The organism is Nibricoccus aquaticus (assembly GCF_002310495.1).
Taxonomy (GTDB): domain Bacteria; phylum Verrucomicrobiota; class Verrucomicrobiia; order Opitutales; family Opitutaceae; genus Nibricoccus; species Nibricoccus aquaticus.
On the sequence record NZ_CP023344.1, the window covers coordinates 1,155,530 to 1,176,615 of the forward strand.

9 protein-coding genes are annotated in these 21,086 nt (G+C 62.2%); 5 read left to right on the forward strand and 4 right to left on the reverse strand.

What is annotated here, in order from left to right:
* The first annotated feature begins 69 nt into the window (after positions 1-69).
* Together CMV30_RS04955 and ribB are read left to right on the forward strand one after the other, a co-directional pair.
* The gene (locus CMV30_RS04955; protein ID WP_096054985.1) at positions 70-2,448 is read left to right on the forward strand and encodes an alpha/beta hydrolase family protein; all 2,379 of its coding nucleotides are present in this window, start codon (positions 70-72) and stop codon (positions 2,446-2,448) included.
* Between the two features lie 107 nt (positions 2,449-2,555).
* The gene (gene ribB / locus CMV30_RS04960) at positions 2,556-3,722 is read left to right on the forward strand and encodes a 3,4-dihydroxy-2-butanone-4-phosphate synthase (protein WP_096057625.1); all 1,167 of its coding nucleotides are present in this window, start codon (positions 2,556-2,558) and stop codon (positions 3,720-3,722) included.
* A gap of 358 nt (positions 3,723-4,080) precedes the next feature.
* Here the strand turns inward: ribB and CMV30_RS04965 are convergent, their stop codons facing one another.
* From CMV30_RS04965 to CMV30_RS04980, 4 genes are all read right to left on the reverse strand, one after another.
* Complete coding sequence (locus CMV30_RS04965; RefSeq protein ID WP_138223136.1) at positions 4,081-6,186, reverse strand: hypothetical protein; 2,106 nt, start codon at positions 6,184-6,186, stop codon at positions 4,081-4,083.
* 5 nt (positions 6,187-6,191) lie between these two features.
* Positions 6,192-9,491: a glycosyl hydrolase gene (locus CMV30_RS04970; RefSeq protein ID WP_096054987.1), complete on the reverse strand. Its 3,300-nt coding sequence runs from the start codon at positions 9,489-9,491 to the stop codon at positions 6,192-6,194.
* 79 nt (positions 9,492-9,570) lie between these two features.
* Positions 9,571-10,932 (reverse strand): MFS transporter, encoded by a 1,362-nt coding sequence (locus CMV30_RS04975; RefSeq protein WP_175414734.1) that lies wholly within the window; start codon positions 10,930-10,932, stop codon positions 9,571-9,573.
* Positions 10,933-10,974: 42 nt separating this feature from the next.
* Complete coding sequence (locus tag CMV30_RS04980) at positions 10,975-12,060, reverse strand: Gfo/Idh/MocA family protein (RefSeq protein WP_096054989.1); 1,086 nt, start codon at positions 12,058-12,060, stop codon at positions 10,975-10,977.
* A gap of 429 nt (positions 12,061-12,489) precedes the next feature.
* On the opposite strand from CMV30_RS04980, the gene CMV30_RS04985 reads away from it, so the two are divergent.
* The 3 genes from CMV30_RS04985 to CMV30_RS04995 all read left to right on the forward strand — a co-directional run bounded on the left by CMV30_RS04985 (position 12,490) and on the right by CMV30_RS04995 (position 21,061).
* On the forward strand, positions 12,490-16,026 hold the full coding sequence (locus CMV30_RS04985; protein WP_096054990.1) for a TonB-dependent receptor: 3,537 nt from the start codon (positions 12,490-12,492) through the stop codon (positions 16,024-16,026).
* Positions 16,027-16,136: 110 nt separating this feature from the next.
* A complete protein-coding gene (locus tag CMV30_RS04990) occupies positions 16,137-18,482 on the forward strand; it encodes a tetratricopeptide repeat protein (protein ID WP_096054991.1) in 2,346 nt (781 codons plus the stop codon).
* Between the two features lie 77 nt (positions 18,483-18,559).
* Complete coding sequence (locus CMV30_RS04995) at positions 18,560-21,061, forward strand: Ig-like domain-containing protein (RefSeq protein WP_096054992.1); 2,502 nt, start codon at positions 18,560-18,562, stop codon at positions 21,059-21,061.
* Positions 21,062-21,086: the final 25 nt, after the last annotated feature.

The window sequence follows — 21,086 nt, forward strand, 5'->3', positions numbered from 1 at the left end:
CCCGCCTCAACCACGACTCTCGCTGTCACTTTCCGTCTGCTTCCACCGTCTTCCTTTCAACCTCCCCTCATGTCGCGTCTGTCCCTCCTCGCCCTGCTCCTCTGCCTCGCCACCAGCTCCGTCCTCGCCCAGACGCCCGCCCCCGCCGCTCCCCCGGCCGCCCCCATCGCCGTCGGCACCGCCGCCCCCGAACGCTTCTTCAAACTCTTCCTCCCCTACCGCACCGACAGCGCCGCCATCTCCCCCGATGGCAAACTCCTCGCCTACTCCATCCGCGAAAACGACGACCTCTTCATCCTCATCATCGAAATCGATAACCCCGCCAAAGTCCGCGCGAAGGTCAAAGTCGGCGACGCCGCCACCTCCACCCCCAAACTCCAAAGCGACGTCCGCGAAATCACCCCTCCCCGCGTCCGCTGGATCGGCTGGGCAACCGACACCCGCCTCATCGTCGAAACCAACACCAACCTCGCCACCCTCTCCGACGGCGAATGGACCAACACCTCCGGCGCCATCTTCGCCGTCAACGCCGACGGCACCAACGGCAAAACCCTCGTCACCCCCAAAGACGTCCTCAAGACCGAGCTCAAACCCTACATGCCCTCGGACAACGTCGGCAACGTCGGCACAGGCCCGATGGACCTCAAAATCGACAGCCCCGGCGCCGACCCCAGCAAACCCGCCGACGGCGTCTCCATCACTGGCTTTGAAGAAGCCGGCGCCAACGAAGACCTCCTCCTCAACCGCGTTAACAACCTCCCCACCGACGTCCGCACCCCCCGCACGCCCACCGTCTTCGATTACCTCCCCGGCAAACCCGACTGGCTCACCATCCGCACCACCGATCCGCGCAACTACGCCCTCTTCACCGTCAACATCAACGACGCCAATCTGAAATTCGGCCCCCTCGAACGCATCGACGCCGAACTCTCCCCCCTCATCAACCGCCAGGGCCTCCAGCAGATCGCCGTCCCCAACACCCTCCGCACCAGTTTCCCCCACCGCTACCTCGTCCAGAAATCCGGCGCCATCACCCTCGGCCGCTGGAACGAACTCAACAAAATCGCCAAGATCCCCGGCGTCGATTTCTCCGTCTCCCCCCAGAATTACCTCGGCGAACGCTCCTTCCCCATCGGCATCGATGAGAATCCCGACATCCTCTACTACGCCTCCAATGTCGGGCGCGACACTTACGGCATCTACGCGATGAACCTCAAAACCGGCGAACGCACCGGCAAACCCATCGAGAGTCCGAAGCTCGACCTCGCCAACCCCGCCCCCGACGGCTTCCTCGCCGAAAACCCCCTCGTCTTCGACCGCCACACCCGCCAGCTCGCCGGTATCCGCTTTCAGGGCACCACCCGCAGCGCCATCTGGCTCCGCCCCGAAATCCAGCAGGTGCAGATGGAACTCGAAAAAGTCTTCCCCGGCCAGAGCATCGACATCCTCGACTGGGACCGCACCACCAACCGCCTCCTCGCCCTCGTCCAGGGCCCCACCAACTCCGGCGGCTACTACATCTTCGAACGCGCCACCAACAAAGCCATGGAGTTCGTCCGCTGCGCCCCTTGGACCGAGGACGACGAACGCCCCCTCTCCCTCTTCGTCAACATCCCTTCCCCTCACGGCGGCACCCTCTCCGCCACCCTGGCCATCCCCCGCCAGGTCCGCCAGAAACCTATCCCCATCGTCGTACTCTGCCCCAACGAACCCTGGCAGCGCACCACCGGCCTCTTCCACAACGAGATGAACGCCATCGCCAACATGGGCTTCGCCGTCCTCCAGGTGAACCCGCGCGGCACCTGGGGCTTCGGTGCCAAACACCGCCTCGCCGCCCAGTCCGCCTTTGATGAAATCCAGATCGCCGACATCATCACCGTCATCGACGAACTCGCCAAAGGCATGCCCCTGAATCCCAAACGCGTCGCCATCTTCGGCCACGACCGCGGCGGCTACCTCGCCATGCGCGCCGCCCAACTCCGCCCCGACCGCTTCCGCTGCGCCATCGGCATCGAACCCACCGTCAACCTCGCCGGCTGGCTCGCCGAATCCCGCTGGACCTCCGGCGCCTCCGGCCCCGCTCTCACCCGCTCCTTCTTCGGCGAAAAACTCCTCAAACAAAATCCCCTCATGGACGGCGCCAAAACCATCACCCGCCCCGTCTTCGTCCTAGCCTACCGCGGCCTCGATGGCGGCCCCACCACGCAATATTACCTCAACGCCCGCACCTTCGCCTCCGCCGTCGATCGCGCCGACGTCCCCGGCAAATTCTTCGACCTCTCCACCGACTACATGCAAGGCCTCGCCGGCGCCCGCTCCGAAGTCATGCGCAACATCGAAGACTTCCTGAACGAAAACATCTACGCCTATAACGTGAAGATGGGCGAAACCCAGGTCATCGAAAACGGCCAGGCGACGACTCCGCCTCCCGCGCCGCCCAAGAAATAAGCCGCGCAGCGCGCGCGCTATCACCGCGCGCACTGATCCCCGCGCCCCCAATTGCGCCATTGCCCTCCCCGCGCGCGCGGACTTCGCTCGCGGGCCTCACGCCCGCCATGCCGTCGCATCCCTCCGAGTCCAGCTCCACCACCGCCCCGTGCTCCGCCCGCGCCATCGATAACGGCTTCGATACCATCGAGGCCGCCATCGCCGCCATCGCCGCCGGCCGCCCGGTGATCGTCACCGACGACGAAGACCGCGAAAACGAAGGCGACCTCATCATCGCCGCCGAAAAAGCCACCGTGGAGTCCATCAACATGATGATCCTCCACGCCCGCGGACTCATCTGCGTCCCCATGACCGGCGAACACCTCGCCCGCCTCGGCATCGGCGAAATGGTCCCCAAAAACCGCGAATCCTTCAAAACCGCCTTCGCCGTATCCGTCGATGCGGCACACGGCATCTCCACCGGCATCAGCGCCGCCGACCGCACTGCCACCGTCAAACTCCTCGCCAATCCCGCCACCACCGCCGACGACCTCGTCCAGCCCGGCCACATCTTCCCCCTCGCCGCGCGCCCCGGCGGCGTCCTCGAACGCGCCGGCCACACCGAAGCCGCCGTCGATCTCGCCGTCCTCGCCGGCCTAAAACCCTGCGCCGTCATTTGCGAAATCCTTAAAGACGATGGCTCCATGGCCCGCGTCCCCGACCTCATCGAGTTCAAAAAACGCTTCAACATCCCCCTCGTCTCCATCGAGCAACTCATCGAGTACCGCCACCGCACCGAACTCCTCGTCGAAAAAATCTCCACCGAGTTTGTCGCCACCGCCTGGGGCGATTTCGATCTCCACACCTTCCGCGAACGCCTCTCCGGCCGCACCCACTACGCCCTCACCCTCGGCACGCTCGACGACACTCCAACCCTCGTCCGCGTCCACCGCATGAACCTGCTCTCCGACGTCTTCCGCCAGCGCGGCTCCGACGGAGCCGCCGTCATCGAAAACTCCCTTGAGCAAATCCGCGCCGAAGGCCGCGGCGCCCTCGTCTACCTCCAGCACAACCCCACCCGCCCCCTTCCCGCTTTCAAGACGCCCGGCTCGCTCGAAGAAAAAAAAGCCCAGCCCCTCCCCGCCGACTTCCGCGAAGCCGGCATCGGCGCGCAAATCCTCTCCTCGCTCGGCCTGAAAAAAATCCGCCTTCTCTCTTCGACCCACCGCAAGGTCATCGGCCTCGACGGCTTCGGCCTCGACATCGTCGCCCAAGTCCCCCTCTGCACCAAGTAGAGCCCGCGCTCCGCCTCCGACCGGACCGCGGGTTATCCAACCCGCGATAACGCCCCGCCCGCGAACCCCTGCCCCATCGGCCCCTTCCCGTTGAAGGCTTCGGTGCTCCGCCGCCGCCACTTGAGCGTTCAGCGTTGAACGTTGAGCATTAAACGTTCGTCCCCCTCCACCTCGCCCAATCCTGTTCATCCTCTTAATCCTGTCCAAAAATTCCGCCGCTGCCCCCTCCCCATCCGGTACCCATCTGTGCAATCCGTGGTTAAAAAACTCCGCGCCCTCCGCGCCTCCGCGGTGAATCCCCCTCCGTCTCCCCGGCCCCCACCGCACGCCCTCCCGCCCGTTTCAGCGCCTCAGCCCCTCACCGCTTCCGCGCCAAAAACTCCGCCAGCCACTTCTCCTGCAGCTCCGCGTCCATCTTCACCTTCTCGTTGAACGCCCGCTCCCACGGCTTCGCGTCAAACATCGACGACCCCGCCGTATAGAACCGCCGCGCGTGCGTGAACATCGCCTCATACTTCGCAACCGACTCTGTCATCATCTCCGTCAACTGCGCCGCGTACTTCGCCTCGCCCGTCAGCTCCAATAATCGCTTCGCCAGCGCCGCCCGCACCTTCAGCCGGTAATACTCCGCCGTCAGCACCAGACACTCGCTGTCATTCACGAACCGCTGCAACTCCGCCGGATCATTTCCACCCGCCGCGACCGCCGCCTTGGCTATCTCGAGCGAGCGCTGCGCCATCTCCACATAAAGATCCACGAGCCAATCCGCCCGCATCACATCCTTCGGCTCCCGCCCCGCCGCCAGCTCCACAGCCAGCTCAGCCACCGGCATCGACCGCAGATCGCGCACCGCCTCCACGCCATAAGATTGCTGATACAGCGCGATCGTGTACGCATCCACCGGCCGGCTGTAATAACGCTGCCGCGTCAGCCCCGTCGGACCCTGGAAACGCACATCCTCGATCTTCGTCCGATAACTCAAAATATCGTCCACCGTCGCCTGCACCCACGCGATCGACACCGGGAAAAAATTCCCGAACCGCACCGCCGTCACGTTCTGCAACCCCGGCAAAATCGGCCCCGTCAAATCGTACCACACCACCAGCGCCGCGCCCGCCTTCTTGCTCCCGAACTTCTTCCCAAGAAACTCCGACGCCCACCGCTGCTCCGTCTTCTCGTCGCGCTCCGCCTTCCACAGATACCGCCCTTCGAGCAAATGCCACAGCGGATCTCGCTCAAACGCGTTGAGCCCCGCCGTCACCTCTTTCCCGTTCGCATCTTTCACGACATCCAGCGTACCCGGCCAGCTCCACGCCTGCGGTGGATAAAACCACGCGCCCTTGAAAAGCCCCGACTCTTTCCAGTGCTTCACCATCTCACCGATCAGCCGCGGACTCCCCACCCGATAAGGCGTCGCATCCGCCGGATCGTGCAGATTCACGATGTGTCCCTTGAGCACGCCCTTCCAATCGTTGTGCCGCTCATCCGGCCACGGGCTCGTGATCGTCTCGTCGTTATGCTTCAGCTCCGAGTACAGGTTGTCGTACATCGTCGGCAGCTTCGCCTTGAACCCCATGTCGAGCGTCCAGTCGCGGATGATCAGCTTAGGATTTTTCCCCGAGTCCTTCGCCGCCTTGAAAATCACATCGCGAAACCAAGGCTCCTGCTGATCGAGGGCGAGGGATTCTCCCGGACAAATGTAGAGCCCTACGTTCGGAAACTCCGCGAAATACTTCGTCAGCACCGCCCGATAATACCCGCGCACAAAATCATCCGGCACCGAGTAACGCGTCGCATCCTTCTCCGCCTCATTCTTCGGCCTCTTCAAAACCTCGGCCTGATGCTCACTGATATGAATGTTATAAAAATGCGTGAGCACGGTGATGTTCCGCTTCTCACACTCCTCCGCCAGCCAGCGAAACTGTTCCTGATTTCTCCGCACCTCTTCACGACTGAACTGCGTCGCATCCGGATACTCCGGCAGCTCCAGGATGTGCGGAAACAAATGCCCCGACCACACGATCAACGTGTTGAGCCGCGCCGACAGCAGATAGTCCAGATAACGCGTCATCAGCGGACGGTCGAAAAACCACGGAAACCGCTCCGGACTCAGCTCCGACTGGTATCCCCAATTCGGACTCAACATCACGAGCACCGCCCCGCGCAGCTCGAAATCCGGCGCCCCCTGCGCATCGACGACATCCTTCCCCAACACCGTCTGCACTCCATAGAGCACACCACCCGGTCCACCTGCGATCACCCGTTTATCTCCATCTATCCGAAACGCCTCAGGCGACTTCACCGACGGATCGATCTCAAACACCACGGATTTCCCCGCCGCCTTCATCATCTCCTCCGCCATCTGCACCGGCGCCGGCTTATCCGCGCCCTGGGCGAAGCCCGCGGCGATTCCCGCAAAACCAAACAGACCTGCACACCACACACGTTTCATCGTCGTTATCATAAAAATCATTCCTCCCTCATCAGCCGCACCGGCCCGAGCAAGCCCGCCTTCAGCAGCGGCCGCCCCTTCATGCCGATTTTTGCCGTCGTCCACGTGACGCGCTCCGCCTCCGGCAACTCCGCGTCGCCGATCAACCGGTTCGCCCACGTATTCGTGACTCCGACACGCAGCTCGTTGTCACCGTCCTTGAGCGCCCGCGTGACCTCCACGTGATAAGGCGGCGTCCAAGCCACGCCGCAATTCACGCCATTCACATAAACCTCCGCGAGATTCGCCACCTCGCCAAGATCGAGCCACACGCGCCGCCCGCGACTCGACGCCGCGTTAAACGAAAACACGCGCTTGTACTGCGCCGTCCCCGAAAAATGCCGCACCGCCGCATCGCTGTGCTTGCTCCAGTCGAAAAGCGCCTCCGCATAAACCGGCGCACCCGGCGCCGCCGGACGTTTCTCAAACGCCACGGTCCAGCTGCCAGTCAGCTCCTGCATCGCGCGCAAAAACGGCTGATTCGCTCTCTCGCTCTTGAGCATCGCAGTCGTCTTCTCACGAAACACCACAAACACCGACTCCGCCGCCGCCAACTCCAGTGGCAGCACCGTGCGTCCTTTCTCCCGCCACCAGCTGCGCGCCTCAATGATCTCTCCCGTCACCGTATTCCAAATCTCCGGCACGCTCCCATCCACGCGAAGCGAAAACTCCAGCGACCGCGTCCGCTCCAATTGATTCGAAACGAAATAAACCTCCACGTCCTCCACGCGCCGATGCGTCCAAGCCACCTTGTCCGCCTCCTCGCCTTTCTCCATCGCCACAAAATCCCGCGCGATCTTCAGCGAGTCGAGGGTCTCCTCCGTCCACGGCGCATCGATGATCTTCGCACCGAGCTTCTTCAACTCGCCCACCCGCTTGGCCACTTCCGCCGACAACGGCACCCCGCTCGGATTCATCGGATTCGCGCCCGGTAAAACCAGCACGCCATAACTCGCTCCGCCAGGCAGCACGATCCGTCCATCCCGCACCGTCGCCAGCCGCAACAGCGCATCACGATTGATCGAGTCGTAAGCATAACCGCGCAACGGATCGGTCCAGTCCGCCGGATTTGTCGTGTTCGCCGAACTCGAAACCCCCTCCGCCACCGTCTTCATCGGCTGACCGACATTTGCCAGCCGCACCGCCTCACGCTTCACCGCATCCTCGCCCATCAACCCTGGCAGAACTGTCGTCAACCGCTCCGGCAACACCGCCCGCCGCGGCATTTCCTCGCCCGTAAACACCGCGACATCCACCACCGGCACTCCTTGCTGAAGCACCGCCTGCACGCGATGCGCATAAGCGAACCACGCCGCGCCGGGACGCCACCACGTCTGATCGCGCTGAAAGAAAGTACCCACACCACCCAGCGTCATCCCTGGCTTCCGATCAGGCCACGGATTGTGCATGAAAACATGATACGCGAAGTGATTCACCCCGAGCGCATAGTTCCGGTCCCCAAGTGCCTTCAACATCCCCGGATGCTCGTCCCACGTCAGCTTCAGCTCGGTGAACGCCTCCGCCCCGATGATCTTCTTCCCATAAACACGCGCCGCCGAAATCGTATCCCGCATGTCGTTCGGCTTGTCGTGCGTCGGACTCCGCAGCCAGAACTCGCCCATCGGCAAATCCACCTGCTCGAAGTGCCGCATGTTATCGCTCGTGACCACCGGCGACACACTCTCCGCCGTGAACCGCTTCCCATTCACGCGCGCCAGCTCCGCATAAACGCCGACAAAATTATCCACGATCAACTCCCCGATCGTCGTCCGCACATCGTGCAAAAACGTCTCCGATGCCTCCGCGCTCTCCACCGGAATCCCCGCCATCGCCGGTAGCCACGGCCGCGGATCGTACCCACGCCGCCGCTCAAACTCCTTCTGAAAAACCGGCGACCAGTTCTGCGACCCGCACTCCCAGCTATCCAAGTGAAAACCCGCCAGCACGCGCTTGCTCAGCTCCGGCCCCGCCCGTCGCATCGCCTCGCCAAACCACTGATCGAAATTCAACCGCGCCGCCGCCGGATTAAACTTATCCGCCTCCAGCCCTTTGCCTGCGCCCGCCGTCTCGTTGTGCTGCCCCGTCGATGTATGGCCGACTCGCAGGATCGTCCACGCTCCCGCCGGCATATCCCAGTTCAATTTCCCATCCGCGCCCAGCTTCGACGTGAGATCGACCATCGTCCCCTTGGCCACCGCCAGCTTCTCCGGCAAAATATCCGACGTCGTACGCTTCCCGATACGCCAGAGCGCTCCGGACTTTCCCTCAAACTGCTCGATGCGCGCCTCGCTCGAAAGCTCCAACCGCGTCACTTTCAAAATCGGTCGCCACTTCGCCGCATCCATATCCTCCGAGCCCGGCTCCGAACCTGCCGGATCCCACACAAACCGAAAATACCGCGCCGTCGTCTCCGGCAGCGCGAAGGTCGCCTCCCACGCATTGTGCTGCCACCCCTGACGCGCCGGCTCGAGCTGCGCTACAAAAAGAAAATCCTTCCCGTCCTCGCTAGCCTCCACGCGCAACCGCAGCCCCTGCATGTTCGTCCCATCCGGCTGCACCACGAGCGACCGCGCCGTGAACGACTCCGCAAACGCATACTGAATCCACCCCGCATCCTCCGCCCGATAACGCGCCTTCTCTTTTCCCATCGGCAGCATCGACGCATCAGCTCCCTCACTCGTCGTCACTACCGGCACCACCGTCCGCGTCGACACGCCCGCGCCCGCCTGCGTCGGAAACGCCAGCACCGCGATGTCGCGATAATAATTTTCCTTCGTCGGCGGCTGCGGCAGCACGCCCGAAAAAACTTTCCCCGTTTTCCCGCCGCTCACCCGCGTCTCGCTCCACACCACGCGCTGCATCGAAAGCTCCGGCGTGATCCACGGCCCGCCCGACGTCGCGAATCCATCGCACGCATGCATCGCGATCTTCAGCCCCAGCCGGTCCGCCTCCTTAAACGCATGCATCACCATGCCCCACCATTCCTCTGTGAGCTGTCGCACCGGCGTAATCGGCCACGCGGGAGTCGGCATATCCTGGATCGCCATGAAATACGCCCCGCCGATTCCCGCCTGCTTCATCGCTTCAAGATCCGCCGTGATCCCTTCGCGCGAAACCGACGCCTGCATCCAATACCAAATCACCCACGGCTTCGCCGACTCCGGCGGATTCTGAAAATCGCGCACGAGCGCATACGGTGTTCCCTCCGCCCGCATCGCCGAAACACCAGCGACCAGGATCAAAACGAAAACAGGCAGCAGACGGGAAAAACGGATCATGGCGGAGGAGTTGAAAAGTGAATGAAGGAAAATCGCCCCGCCAGCCGACACGCCGCCAGACGCAAAACGCGCCGGGAAGTTACGTCCTCTGCGCGGCCCGACGACGCTCAAGATCCGCGCGGATCTGCGGCTCAAGCTTCTCGAAACGTCCGTAGAAAAGCACCGGTACGATCGCCAGTCCGAAGCACGCCGCCGGAATCCACACAATGCCGGCATTGATCGCCGACACGACCGCTGCCGTCGGCTCCGTCTTCGCGACATAACCCGCCGCATCGAGAATCCACATTGGCAGCGCCGTGCCCAACCCCGCTCCGGCCTTCAAACAAAACGCCGCACCGATCGCCGTAAGCAGACCCGCCGCGCGAATCCCAGTCTTCCATTCGCCGAAATCGACGCTGTCCGAAAGCACCACGAACGGCATCGCCATCGCCACGCCGCTCGCGAGAAACCCGATCGTCCAGCCAGTCAGGATAATTTCCACCGACAGCCCATTCTTCACGCCGAGATAAACAATCAGCTGCCCGATCGTCATCCCCAGCAAACCGAGCGCCCACACAGTTCCCTTCGATGCCTTGCGACAAAACCACGGGAGCAAAACCGCCGTCGCCAGCGACGCAAAATCGAGACTGTTCGCTAGCTTGATCAGATCCTTCCGATGCAGCACGTACTCGAAAAAATGAGGCGCCACCGAGACACGCGAGATGAAGCCGATCCAGAACAGAAAGCTGCTGATAAAAATAATCACCCACGGCCAGTTTCCCCGCAGCGCGCCAAACGTGCCCAGAATCGGCTGCGGTTTCGTCTCCACCGCGACCGTCTCCTTCAGATTCCGAAACGCGATGAGAAACAGGATTATCGAGGCTACCGCAAACATCGGCATCGCCAGCAAAAATCCTTTGCGATCATCGCCCCCACCTAGCCACACCGCGAACTCGATGCCCGTGAGATTCACGATGAGCACCCCCAGCTTGGAGCCGAACATCCGGAAGGTCGTCAGCGTCACGCGCTCCTTCGAATCCGTCGTGAGCGCCGATAGGATCGACGTCACCGGCGTGTTAATACCGGTATAGATCACGTTGAAAATGATGTACGTGATCGCCGCGTAGAAGAGCTTGGCCGTCGCTCCCAGATCCGGCGTCAGAAATGTCAGAGTCCCAAAGATCGCGAACGGCCCGCACAGCCACAGAAACCACGGACGGCTCTTCCCAAAACGACTCCGCGTCTTGTCGAAGATGATTCCCCAGATCGGCGCATCCAGCGCATCCACCCAGCGGGCGATCAATGCAATCCACGCCACCGCCGCCGCGGAAATTCCATACACGTCCGTGTAGAAGTATGGCAGGTATCCCATGATCCAGCCGAACAACAACTGCCCGCCGATATCCGGCAGAGCATAACTAAAACGCGTGGTAAGAGAGGTCTTGCCGGTTGGGGTACTCACAAAAGCGACAGGGTATTTAAGAGAGGAAAAACGCGCGCAGATTTAACTCATGAGATCCGTCAGTCCGAACCGCCCGAGCACCTCCTTGATTTTCACTGGCCGCCCGATCTGCGTAGACTCCTCCATCGCCTGCATGAGCGCCACCGTCACGATACCCTCACGCGCATCCGGCTTCGGCGTTTTGCCCTCCGTGATCGAACGCGCGAAGTACTCGATGTAATTCTGATACTCGCCCGCGTGATGCGAATGCCCGCCGAAGCGGAAATAGTGCGCATCCTGATCCTCAAACGTCTCCACGACCGACTGGCTGCCGATCTTCCACGCATAGCGCAGATCGTAATAGTCGCCCTGACTCGCGCCGTTCGCGCAACGCAGGATGCAGCTCATGTTGGAATCACGCTGCAGCGGCACCACCGGCCCCGAGTACGACCCGCTCACGCGCGCCGTGACGCCATTGGTCGCCTTCATCACAAAGTGGAACGTATCCGGATGCGCGAGACCGAGCGACCGCCCATTCTCGCTGAGCGACGAGTATCCCATCACTTCTTCGATGTCCGGCAGATACCAACGCACCAGATCACCCGGATGGCTGATGCAACCATAGAGCCATTTGAACGCATCGTTCTTCGCCCATTCCTTTTTCAAGAACCAGCGATGATCTGCATGATAGTACGCCTCGACCGTGATGATGTCGCCAAACGCCCCGCTCTCAAAATGCTCCCGCTGCCGCGTGAACGGCGCGAAAAACCGCGAGCTCTGCCCCACGAAAACCTGCTTCCCGCTCGCTTTCTGCGCATCGAGCACCTCGCGCGCCCGACTCAGATCGTGCAGAAACGGCTTCGTGCAGATCACGTGTTTCCCGGCCTTGAGTGTTTGGATCACATGATCCGCATGGAGATGATCCGGCGTATAAATCCCCACCACATCCACCGCCGGGTCCGCCAGCATCGTTTCCAACGACGACGCGTAAACCTTCGGATCGAGTCCAAACTCCGCGCAGCGTGCCTTCCCCAGTTCCTCACTAAGATCGCACAGTCTGGCAACAGACCAAAGCGGGCTATTCACGCCCGCCGAGATAATGCTGCGGCCTTCGCCGAGTCCAAGAACACCGAGTCCAAGTTTTTTCATAGGGTTTAAGGAAGACGGGAACGACCACGCGTAGAGACATGGCCATCGCCTCGATGCAATGACCGGCCAAACACCCGGAATTACATCCAATGCTCACCAAGCTTATTTCATGTGAAATAAGAGCAAGCCCTCTTTTTCATGAAACATTAAATTATTGGATCACCTCACAACACTAAACAACCCCCTGCCCACCCCACACCTCTTACAACTCACAAACCAGACCCAGACTCATCAAAGCATACTCCGCAGGGAGACCACCAATCGCCCACACGCTTCAGGCGCAGCTCAACCGCAAAAACTATTGACACTCACTTTTCATGAAACACAGAATTAAGGCTCTTTTATTTCATATGAAATAAAATAAATACCCTGCCTCCCGCATTTGCGGACGACTTTAGCCGTACCGACTCCCCCAACCCATAGCATAGCATGAACTACCACAGTCCAGTTCGAGCCACCGCCACTAACCGGCCCCGCTCAGTCACCGCCCGCAAACTGGCGATGCTGCTGGCGGCCATGGCTGCATCGTCGCAGCTGGCCCCCACTCCAGTCGTCGCCCAAGCCGCCGCCACCGGCTCCATCCAAGGCCGTGTCATGAATGCGGCCAACGGCATGTACCTGAATAACGCGCGCGTTACCGTTGAAGGCACATCGATCGAAACCTTCACCAATGAATTCGGCGACTTCAGCCTGAATGACATTCCCGCAGGCCAGGTCACCATTCGCACCTCCTACACCGGTCAGGAGCCACAGGTCACAAAAGTCACCGTCGAAGCAGGAAAGACCGCCACCCAGAACATCTCTTTTAACGCCGAACAATCTACGACCGGCGAAGACGGCACCATCGTCCTGAACGAGTTCGTCGTCGCCTCCGACCGTTTCAAAAACGCGCAAGAACTCGCCACCAACGAAGAGCGGTACTCCACCAACATCAAAAACGTAGTCTCCACCGATTCCCTCGGCTTCGTCCCAGGCGGTAATGTCGGTGAATTCGTCAAATACCTCCCCGGCGTACAGGTCGGCTACGGCGGCAGCACCACCGTCAACCCTTCCACCGCCTCCAGCATCGAAGTCCGCGGCTTCGGCTCCGATCAGACCACCATCCTCATCGATGGCTTGCCTGTATCCTCTGCTAACGCCGGCGGTCTAACGCGTGAGACCGGTCTCGACACCCTCTCAATCAACAACGCCTCCCGCATCGAAGTCATCAAGGTGGCCACCCCCGATATGCCTGCGGAAGCGGCCGGCGGCACGATCAACCTCATCACCAAATCCGCCTTCGAGTACGCCAAGCCTACCACCACGGTCTCGCTCTACCTGACCGCCAACAGCGAGGACCTCAAGTTCAGCAAACAACAAGGCCCGACCGACGAGAAGAGCTACCACATCCTCCCCAGTGCCCGCGTCTCGGTTGCGATCCCCTTGAGTGAAAAACTCGGCCTCACCGTCTCCCTGTCCTCAGACAACCAATACGCCCCCACCAACACCGTAGCGGCCGATTGGACCCGCATTCCGACCTTTTTCGACAATACCGCTCTCGGCGGTCAGACCGGCACCCCGGTCACCAACGCCAAAGGTGAGTCAGCTAGCCTCGCCAATCCCTACCTCGGTAAAACTACCACCTCCGAGTACGCCTGGGCCGACTATCGCCTATCCGGCAACATCAAGCTCGATTGGAAGCCCTTCACCGGCCTGATCATCAATACCAACATCAACTACTCGAGCTACGAGGGCTACAGCACCCGCCGCGCCCTCGAGGTCAGCGCCAGCAGCCCGATGGACTGGGGCCCTGACTACACCGTCGGCCGCCTCGCCTCGGTCACGAACGGCACCACCACCACCTACCGGGGCCCCGGCAACACCGCCCGCATGACCGTCGAAGGCTTCGACAAAATTGGCGACACCATCGCGGCGTACCTGAAGTTCCGCTACAACAAAGGCCCCTTCTCCCTCGACGGCCAGGCCAGCACCTCGATCTCCAATCTCGACTACGTGGACATCGACAACGGCCACTTCTCGCAAATCGAGATGAACCTCCGTGATGTCGGTCAGGTCCGCTTCGACGGCATCAACAACGGCGTGCCCGCTCTGACCACCATCACCAAATTCGATGGCTCCACCGTCGATCACACCAGCATCTCGTCTTGGACCAATGCCACCGTGGACGCCGGTATCCTGGATAATCACTCCCAAGGCACCCGCGATCTCTACAACATTAACCTCCGCTACCAGCTCGATTTCCTCCCATTCGATCTCGCCGTCAAAACCGGCTTCAGCCGTGATGAACGTAAGGACGATCAATGGGGTCGTGGCGGCGCCAAGTACCGCTACGTCGGCCCCAACGGACTCGACACCAACGGCAACGGTACGCCCGCCTTGACCGCTGAGCAGCTCCTCGATCCCAACGGTCGCCGCTCCCCCGGCTACGGCCTCCCCGCTCAGGAATGGTCCAGCGTTTATACCCTCCATAAACTCTACGCCGATAACCCTTCGTGGTTCAGCGATACCGCCACCATCGGCCTCCAAGCCTCCAACCTGCGCGCCCAACTCACCAATACGAAACACATCAAGGAGACCAACGACGCCTACTACGCGATGGCGGAATCCAAGCTCTTCGACAACCGCCTCAATATCACCGTCGGCGGCCGTCAGACGAACCGCAAGCGCGTCGCCAATCAGTCCGTCGTCGATACCAAGTGGAACTACGTCAAAAATCCAGACGGCAGCGTGTACACCGACGCCACCTTCCGCGAAGGCGTCAAAATCGACTACTCCAACGCCCGTGAGTACGACCCGAACCTTCCCAACTCTACCACTTACACCACGATCAACGATTTCAACTACACCGACCCCGCCTATGGCCTTTTGGCTAAATTCGCCGCCGTTGGAGCCATCCATCCAGGTCACGTCCTCTACGGTCCCAACAACACCACCGGCAATCCCACCCAGGCCAACACCAGCAACAACCTCGAAGCTGTTCGCCTCGCCTACGGTACCAAACCCATCATCGCCGAAGCCAAAGACCCCGTCGTCCCCCAGGTTCAGCTCTCCTATCGCGTCACTGACTCTCTAACTGCGAAGATGGCTTGGAGCCGGGAAGTCGCTCTCCCCCGCCTCGAATCCAGCGTCGGCGGCATCCTGACCAATACCTTCAGCATTAACGAATTCGTTGACCCGGTTGAAATCGCTCAAAACTCAGGCGCTGACGGCCGTATCACGATGTCCAACGCCGGCCTCGATCCTCAGACCACCCAGTCTTGGAACTTCGAGCTCGGTTACTACTTCAGCAAGGGCGGTAAGATCTCCGTCAGCTATTACTACAAAGAGATCGAGAACGTCTGGGAAGCCATCGTCGTGCCTCCCTCCGACGCCTCCTATGCTCTCCTGCTGAACTCCATCGGCCTGGACCCCGCGCTCTACCCGAACTACGTCGTCTCCTCCACGATCAACGGCTCCAGGAACTCCACCAACACCGGCTACGAAATCGACATCCGCCAGAACCTCGAATTCCTCGGCCGCTACGGACGCTACTTCAACATATTCGCCAACTACAGCCACAAGGACACCAAGCGCAGCGCCCCCTCGAACAGCGTCGTCCAGATCTTGGCGGACTCCGCTGACGACACCTACAACGGCGGCATCACCTTCGCGACGAGCCGGTTTCAACTCGCTCTCCGCGGTAACTACATCGCCGAAAATCTCCAGCGCACCACCAGCAGCATCGTGTTTAACGGAGTCCCTGTGGCCGCCTACGATTATACCCCCGAAGAGTTCCGCGTAAACGTCCAGGCCGACTACACCATCAGCAAGCGTTACAGCTTCTTCCTCTCGGCTAACAACGTGCTCAACAGCGACCGCAAGGTTCAGTACCGCGACGCCGCTTACATCACCCCCGACTACGCCTCGACCCGCAACCTCACCACGTTCGGCGTCACGATCACCACCGGCATCAACGCCAAATTCTGATCCCACGGCAAAGTCCCGCTCCCTCCCAAGGCCCGACCTCACCAGTCGGGCCTTGTCATTGAATCATCCCGCGGCTCGCGTCTGCCACCGCCCGCCACGCTCCCCCACGAATGACGAAGGCCACCCACACCGCCACCTCCCCACGCCTGTTCGCTTGGCTTGCGCCCCTGGTCCTGATCGCAGCGATCACCTTCGCCTACCACGACACGCTCTCCGTCCCGTTCCTCTTCGACGACACCGCCTCAATCCAGCAAAACCTCACCCTCGACAGCCTCTGGCAATCCCTCCGCCCACCCGCCGACAGCGGCGTCACCGTTAGCGGCAGGCCTCTGCTCAACCTCTCCTTCGCACTCAGCGATCGCCTCGGCGCAGGCACCCTCGCGGGCCATCACCTCGTCAACATCGCCATCCACGCCGCCAACGCCTGCCTCCTGTACGCACTGGTTCTTGGCACCCTCCAGCTGTCCTCAGTCTCCCGATACGCCCCCAGATTCCCCCATGCCCACTCGCTAGCGATCGCCCTTCTCTGGTCGCTCCACCCGCTGCAAACCGAGTCCGTCACCTACCTCGTCCAACGCGCCGAATCCCTCGCCGCCTTTTTCTACCTCCTCACCCTTTACCTGTTCCTGCGCTCGCAAACCACCCCGCCCCATCGCTCGCGATTCCTACTCATCGCCACCGTCACCGCCTGCGCCCTCGGCATGGCCGCCAAGGAGGTCATGGTCTCCGCTCCGCTCCTGGTCCTCCTCTACGACCGCGCCTTCCTCAGCCGCGACCTGCCGTCCGCGTGGAAAACCAAAAAACACTTCTACCTCGCCCTGTTTTCCACCTGGGCCGTCCTCATCCTCTGCATCATCCAGAGCGGCTCCCGCGGAAACACCGCCGGCTTCCACGCCGGCACCAGCTGGATCGACTATATCTACACTCAGGCCTTCGCGATCACCCACTACCTGCGCCTCGCCTTCTGGCCCTCCCCCATCGTGTTCGATTACGGCCGCGAACTCATCACTTCCTTCAACTCCATCGCCTGGCCCGCCGCTCTGCTGATCGTGGCCATCGCGTGGATCTTCAAACGCTGGTGGCACAACCGTCCCTCCGGTTTCCTCGGCGTTCTTTTCCTCGCCGTCCTCGCCCCCACCACCCTCGTCCCCGTCGCCACCCAGACCATCGCCGAACACCGCACTTACCTGGCCCTCGCCCCGCTCTTCGCGGGCACCGTACTCCTGTTCGCCCGCCTCCTCGGTGAAAAAGCCGCCTGCTTCCTCACCGCCGCTCTCTCCCTCACCCTCGTATTCATCACCCTCGACCGCAACCGCGACTACCACTCCGTCGAATCCATCTGGTCCGACACCCTCGCCAAACGCCCCACCAACGACCGCGCCTGGCACTCCATGGGCTACGTTTACCTCGAAAAAAATCTCCCCGACGAGGCCAAGAATTCCTTCCGCCAGGCCATGCAGCTCCACAGCGATCCGGTCAACATCATGGGCTACGCTCACGCCCTCACCAAATCCGGTGACACAGGCGAAGCCGACGAGGCCATCTACCTCTACCGCACCGCCCTCGCTGCCGTCCCCAGCACCTACACCGACGTTTACGAAAGCATGTCCAACCTCGGCCTGCTCCTCGGTCAGAAAGGCGAATACGACGAAGCCCTCCGCTGGCTCAACAACGCCATCGCGCTCGCCCCCCGCAAAACCGGCGCACCCTACAACCTCGGCTCCCTCTATTTCTCCCTCGGCCGCTACGAAGAAGCCACCGCCCCGCTCCGCCTCGCCCTCTCTGATCCTAAACAAGGCGACGCCGCCAGCGACCTCCTCGTCCGCGCACTCCTCAGCCTCGGCAAAACCAGCGACGCCCTCGCCCTCGCCGAAAAACAAACCGCCGCCCACCCGGACTCCCTCCTCCTCCGCCTCTCCCACGCCCAAGCCCTCGCCGCCTCCGGCAGACTCGACGCCGCCCTCGCCGAATACCAAGCCATCCTCGCCCAGGCCCCCGCCTTCCCCTCCGCACGCACCCAGCTCGGTATCCTTTTTTTCGCCACACGCCGCCTCCCCGATGCCCGCCGCGAGCTCGCCCTCGCCGTCACCCAAAACCCCCGCGACGCCGCCGCTCAATCCACGCTCGCCGAAGTCCTCCTCAAATCCGGCGAGCCCGACGAGGCCGTCCCCCACTTCGAAGCCGCCCTCCAGCTCGCCCCCGCCGACCGCAAATCCCGCTACCTCCTCGCCAACACTCTCCTCCAGCTCGGCGATCTCGACGACGCCATCCCTCACTACCAGCGCCTCATTCAGGAAAAATCCCCGCCCCTCGCCGAAATCCACAACCAGCTCGCCATCGCCTACGCCCAAAAAAACGACTTCGCCCAAGCCCGCGCCCACTTCTCCGAATGCCTCCGCCTCGATCCTAAACACACCGGCGCTTCAGAAAACCTACGCCGCCTCCCCGCACCATAATGTTCCGATAAGCTCCCCCGCGCTACCCTCCGCCCATCCACCCGCTTTGCGCGCCTCCGGATTACTCCGCCTCCTCCATGCATCTCCCCCGCTCACTCGCCTTCGGCCTTACTCTCTCCGCGCTGCTTTCCTCCGCCTCCGCGCAATCCGCCACTCCGCTCAAAGTCGACTTCAGCATCCCCGGTCGCAGCGACGCCATCGCCCCTCACTTCAACCAATGGCCCGTTAAAAACGGCGCCTCCGACGAGAAAGAAATCGCCGGCCTCTCCTTCAAGCTCACCCACCGCGGCCCCGGCAAAGGCATCGCCACCACGTGGTGGAAATTCGGCGCCCTCGAAGGCTCCCGCATGGCCGTGGACGGCGTCACTCTCGACAACGGCGACACTACCTCCGTCCTCGAACTCCGCATGCGCGGCCTCACTCCCGGCCCTCACACCCTCGTCACCTATCACAACATCTCCGAAGACGACTCCAAAAATCCCTACGGCAAAATCGACATCGCCATCAACGGCACCGCGCAAATCTCCGGCCTCACCCCGTCCCGCCGCGCCACCGACGAAACCGCCGCCTTCGCCTACCTCACCTTCAACGCCACCGCCGGCCAGGAGGTCGTCATCGCCTTCACGCCTTCGCCCGCCTCCGCCGACCCTTCCGCAAAACGCCGCAACATCATCCTCAACGGCTTCGAGCTCGACGCCTCCAGCCCCGCCCTCCGCGCCCGCCAGCCTTCCCCCGCTCACGGCGACTACCACACCGACGCCGACACCGCCCCGCTTTCACTCACCTGGGTTCCCGCCGCTTCTGCGGTCACTCATCACGTTTACCTCGGCACCAGCCTCGAAGCCGTCGCCAACGCCACCCCGCAATCCCCCGAATACCGCGGCCCCGTTTCCAAGCCTGCCTTCTCCCCTGGCGCACTCAGTCCGCTCGTCCGCCACTTCTGGCGTATCGACGAAGTCGATGCCGCTGGTCTTGTCACTCGCGGTGAGGTCTGGTCCTTCCAACCCCGCCGCGTCGCCTTCCCCGGAGCCGAGGGCTACGGTCGCTTCGCCCTCGGCGGACGTGGCGGTCGCGTCATCGAGGTCACCAACCTCAACGACTCCGGCCCCGGCTCCCTCCGCGCCGCCGTCGAGGCCGACGGCCCCCGCACCGTCGTCTTCACCGTCTCCGGCCTCATCACCCTCGAGAGCAAACTCCCCGTCCGGAATCCGTTCATCACCATCGCCGGTCAGACCGCCCCCGGCAAAGGCATCACCATCCGCAAATATAACCTCGGCCTCCTCGGCGCCCACGACTCCATCATCCGCCACCTCCGCGTCCGCCCCGGCAACATCGCCGGCGTCACCCTCGACGGCATGGGCATGGCCGGCACCGACCACGCCATCTTCGATCACTGCTCCATCAGCTGGACCATCGACGAATCCTTCAGCTCCCGCGGCGCGAAAAATATCACACTCCAGCGCACCCTCATCTCCGAAGCCCTCAACGCCGCCGGCCACAAAAATTACGAAGCGGGCAAACCCCATGGCTTCGCGGCCTCCATCGGCGGTGACATCGGTTCCTTCCACCACAATCTTCTCGCCCATAACTACGGCCGCAATTGGTCCCTCGCTGGCGGTCTCGGTGCAGGCGGCGCCTTCACTGGCCGCCTCGATATCACCAACAACGTAGTGTACAACTGGGGACGCCGCGCCACGGACGGCGGCGCTCACGAGGTCAACTTCGTCAACAATTACTACAAGCCCGGCGCGGCCACCACGATGTTCTACGCCCTCAACGCCCAGTACGGCGGCTTCCCCGGCACCCAGCGCTACTACTTCGCCGGAAACGTCATGCCCGGCAAATTCGACGAGAAATCACAGAAGAAGGGCCGCATGGTCAGCACCGAGCTCGGCGCCAAAATGCCCACCTACGAGGTTTACGTGGACCAGCCTTTCTTCCCGTCGCACGTCACCACCCAGTCCGCCCGCCACGCCTATAAAGTCGTCCTCTCCGATGTCGGCGCCAACGCCCCCGCCCTCGATAATCACGACACCCGCATGATCTCCGAGACGCTCGCCGGCACCTACTCCTTCAAAGGCTCGAAGACCGGCCTCCCCGGTATGCCCGACACCCAGGTCGACTCCGGCGGCTGGGAAGCTCTTCCCGAGATCCGCCGCGACGCTTCGTGGGACACCGACCACGACGGCCTCCCCGACTGGTGGGAAAAACTCCACGGCTCCAACCCCGCGTCTCCGGCCAATGACTACAGCGACTCAAACGCCGACCGCGACGCCAACGGCTTCACCGATCTCGAAGACTACCTCGCCTGGATGGCCACGCCCCGCACCTCGATCCCCGCCGGCCAGCCGACCGAGCTCCCGTTCTCCATCCTCTCCAACCTCACCGCCGGCTTCACCGACAAGCCCGTCTTCACCGTCGCCTCTGCCAAAAATGGCGAACTCGTCATTCTCCCCGACGGCAAAGCCGCCCGCTTCACGCCCGCCCCCGGCTTCACCGGACTCGCCTCCTTCACTTTCACTGTCACCGATGCCGAGGGCGACTCGCTCACGCGCACCGTGAATCTTCTCGTGCAATAAATCTCCCGCTCCGGCGTTAACCACC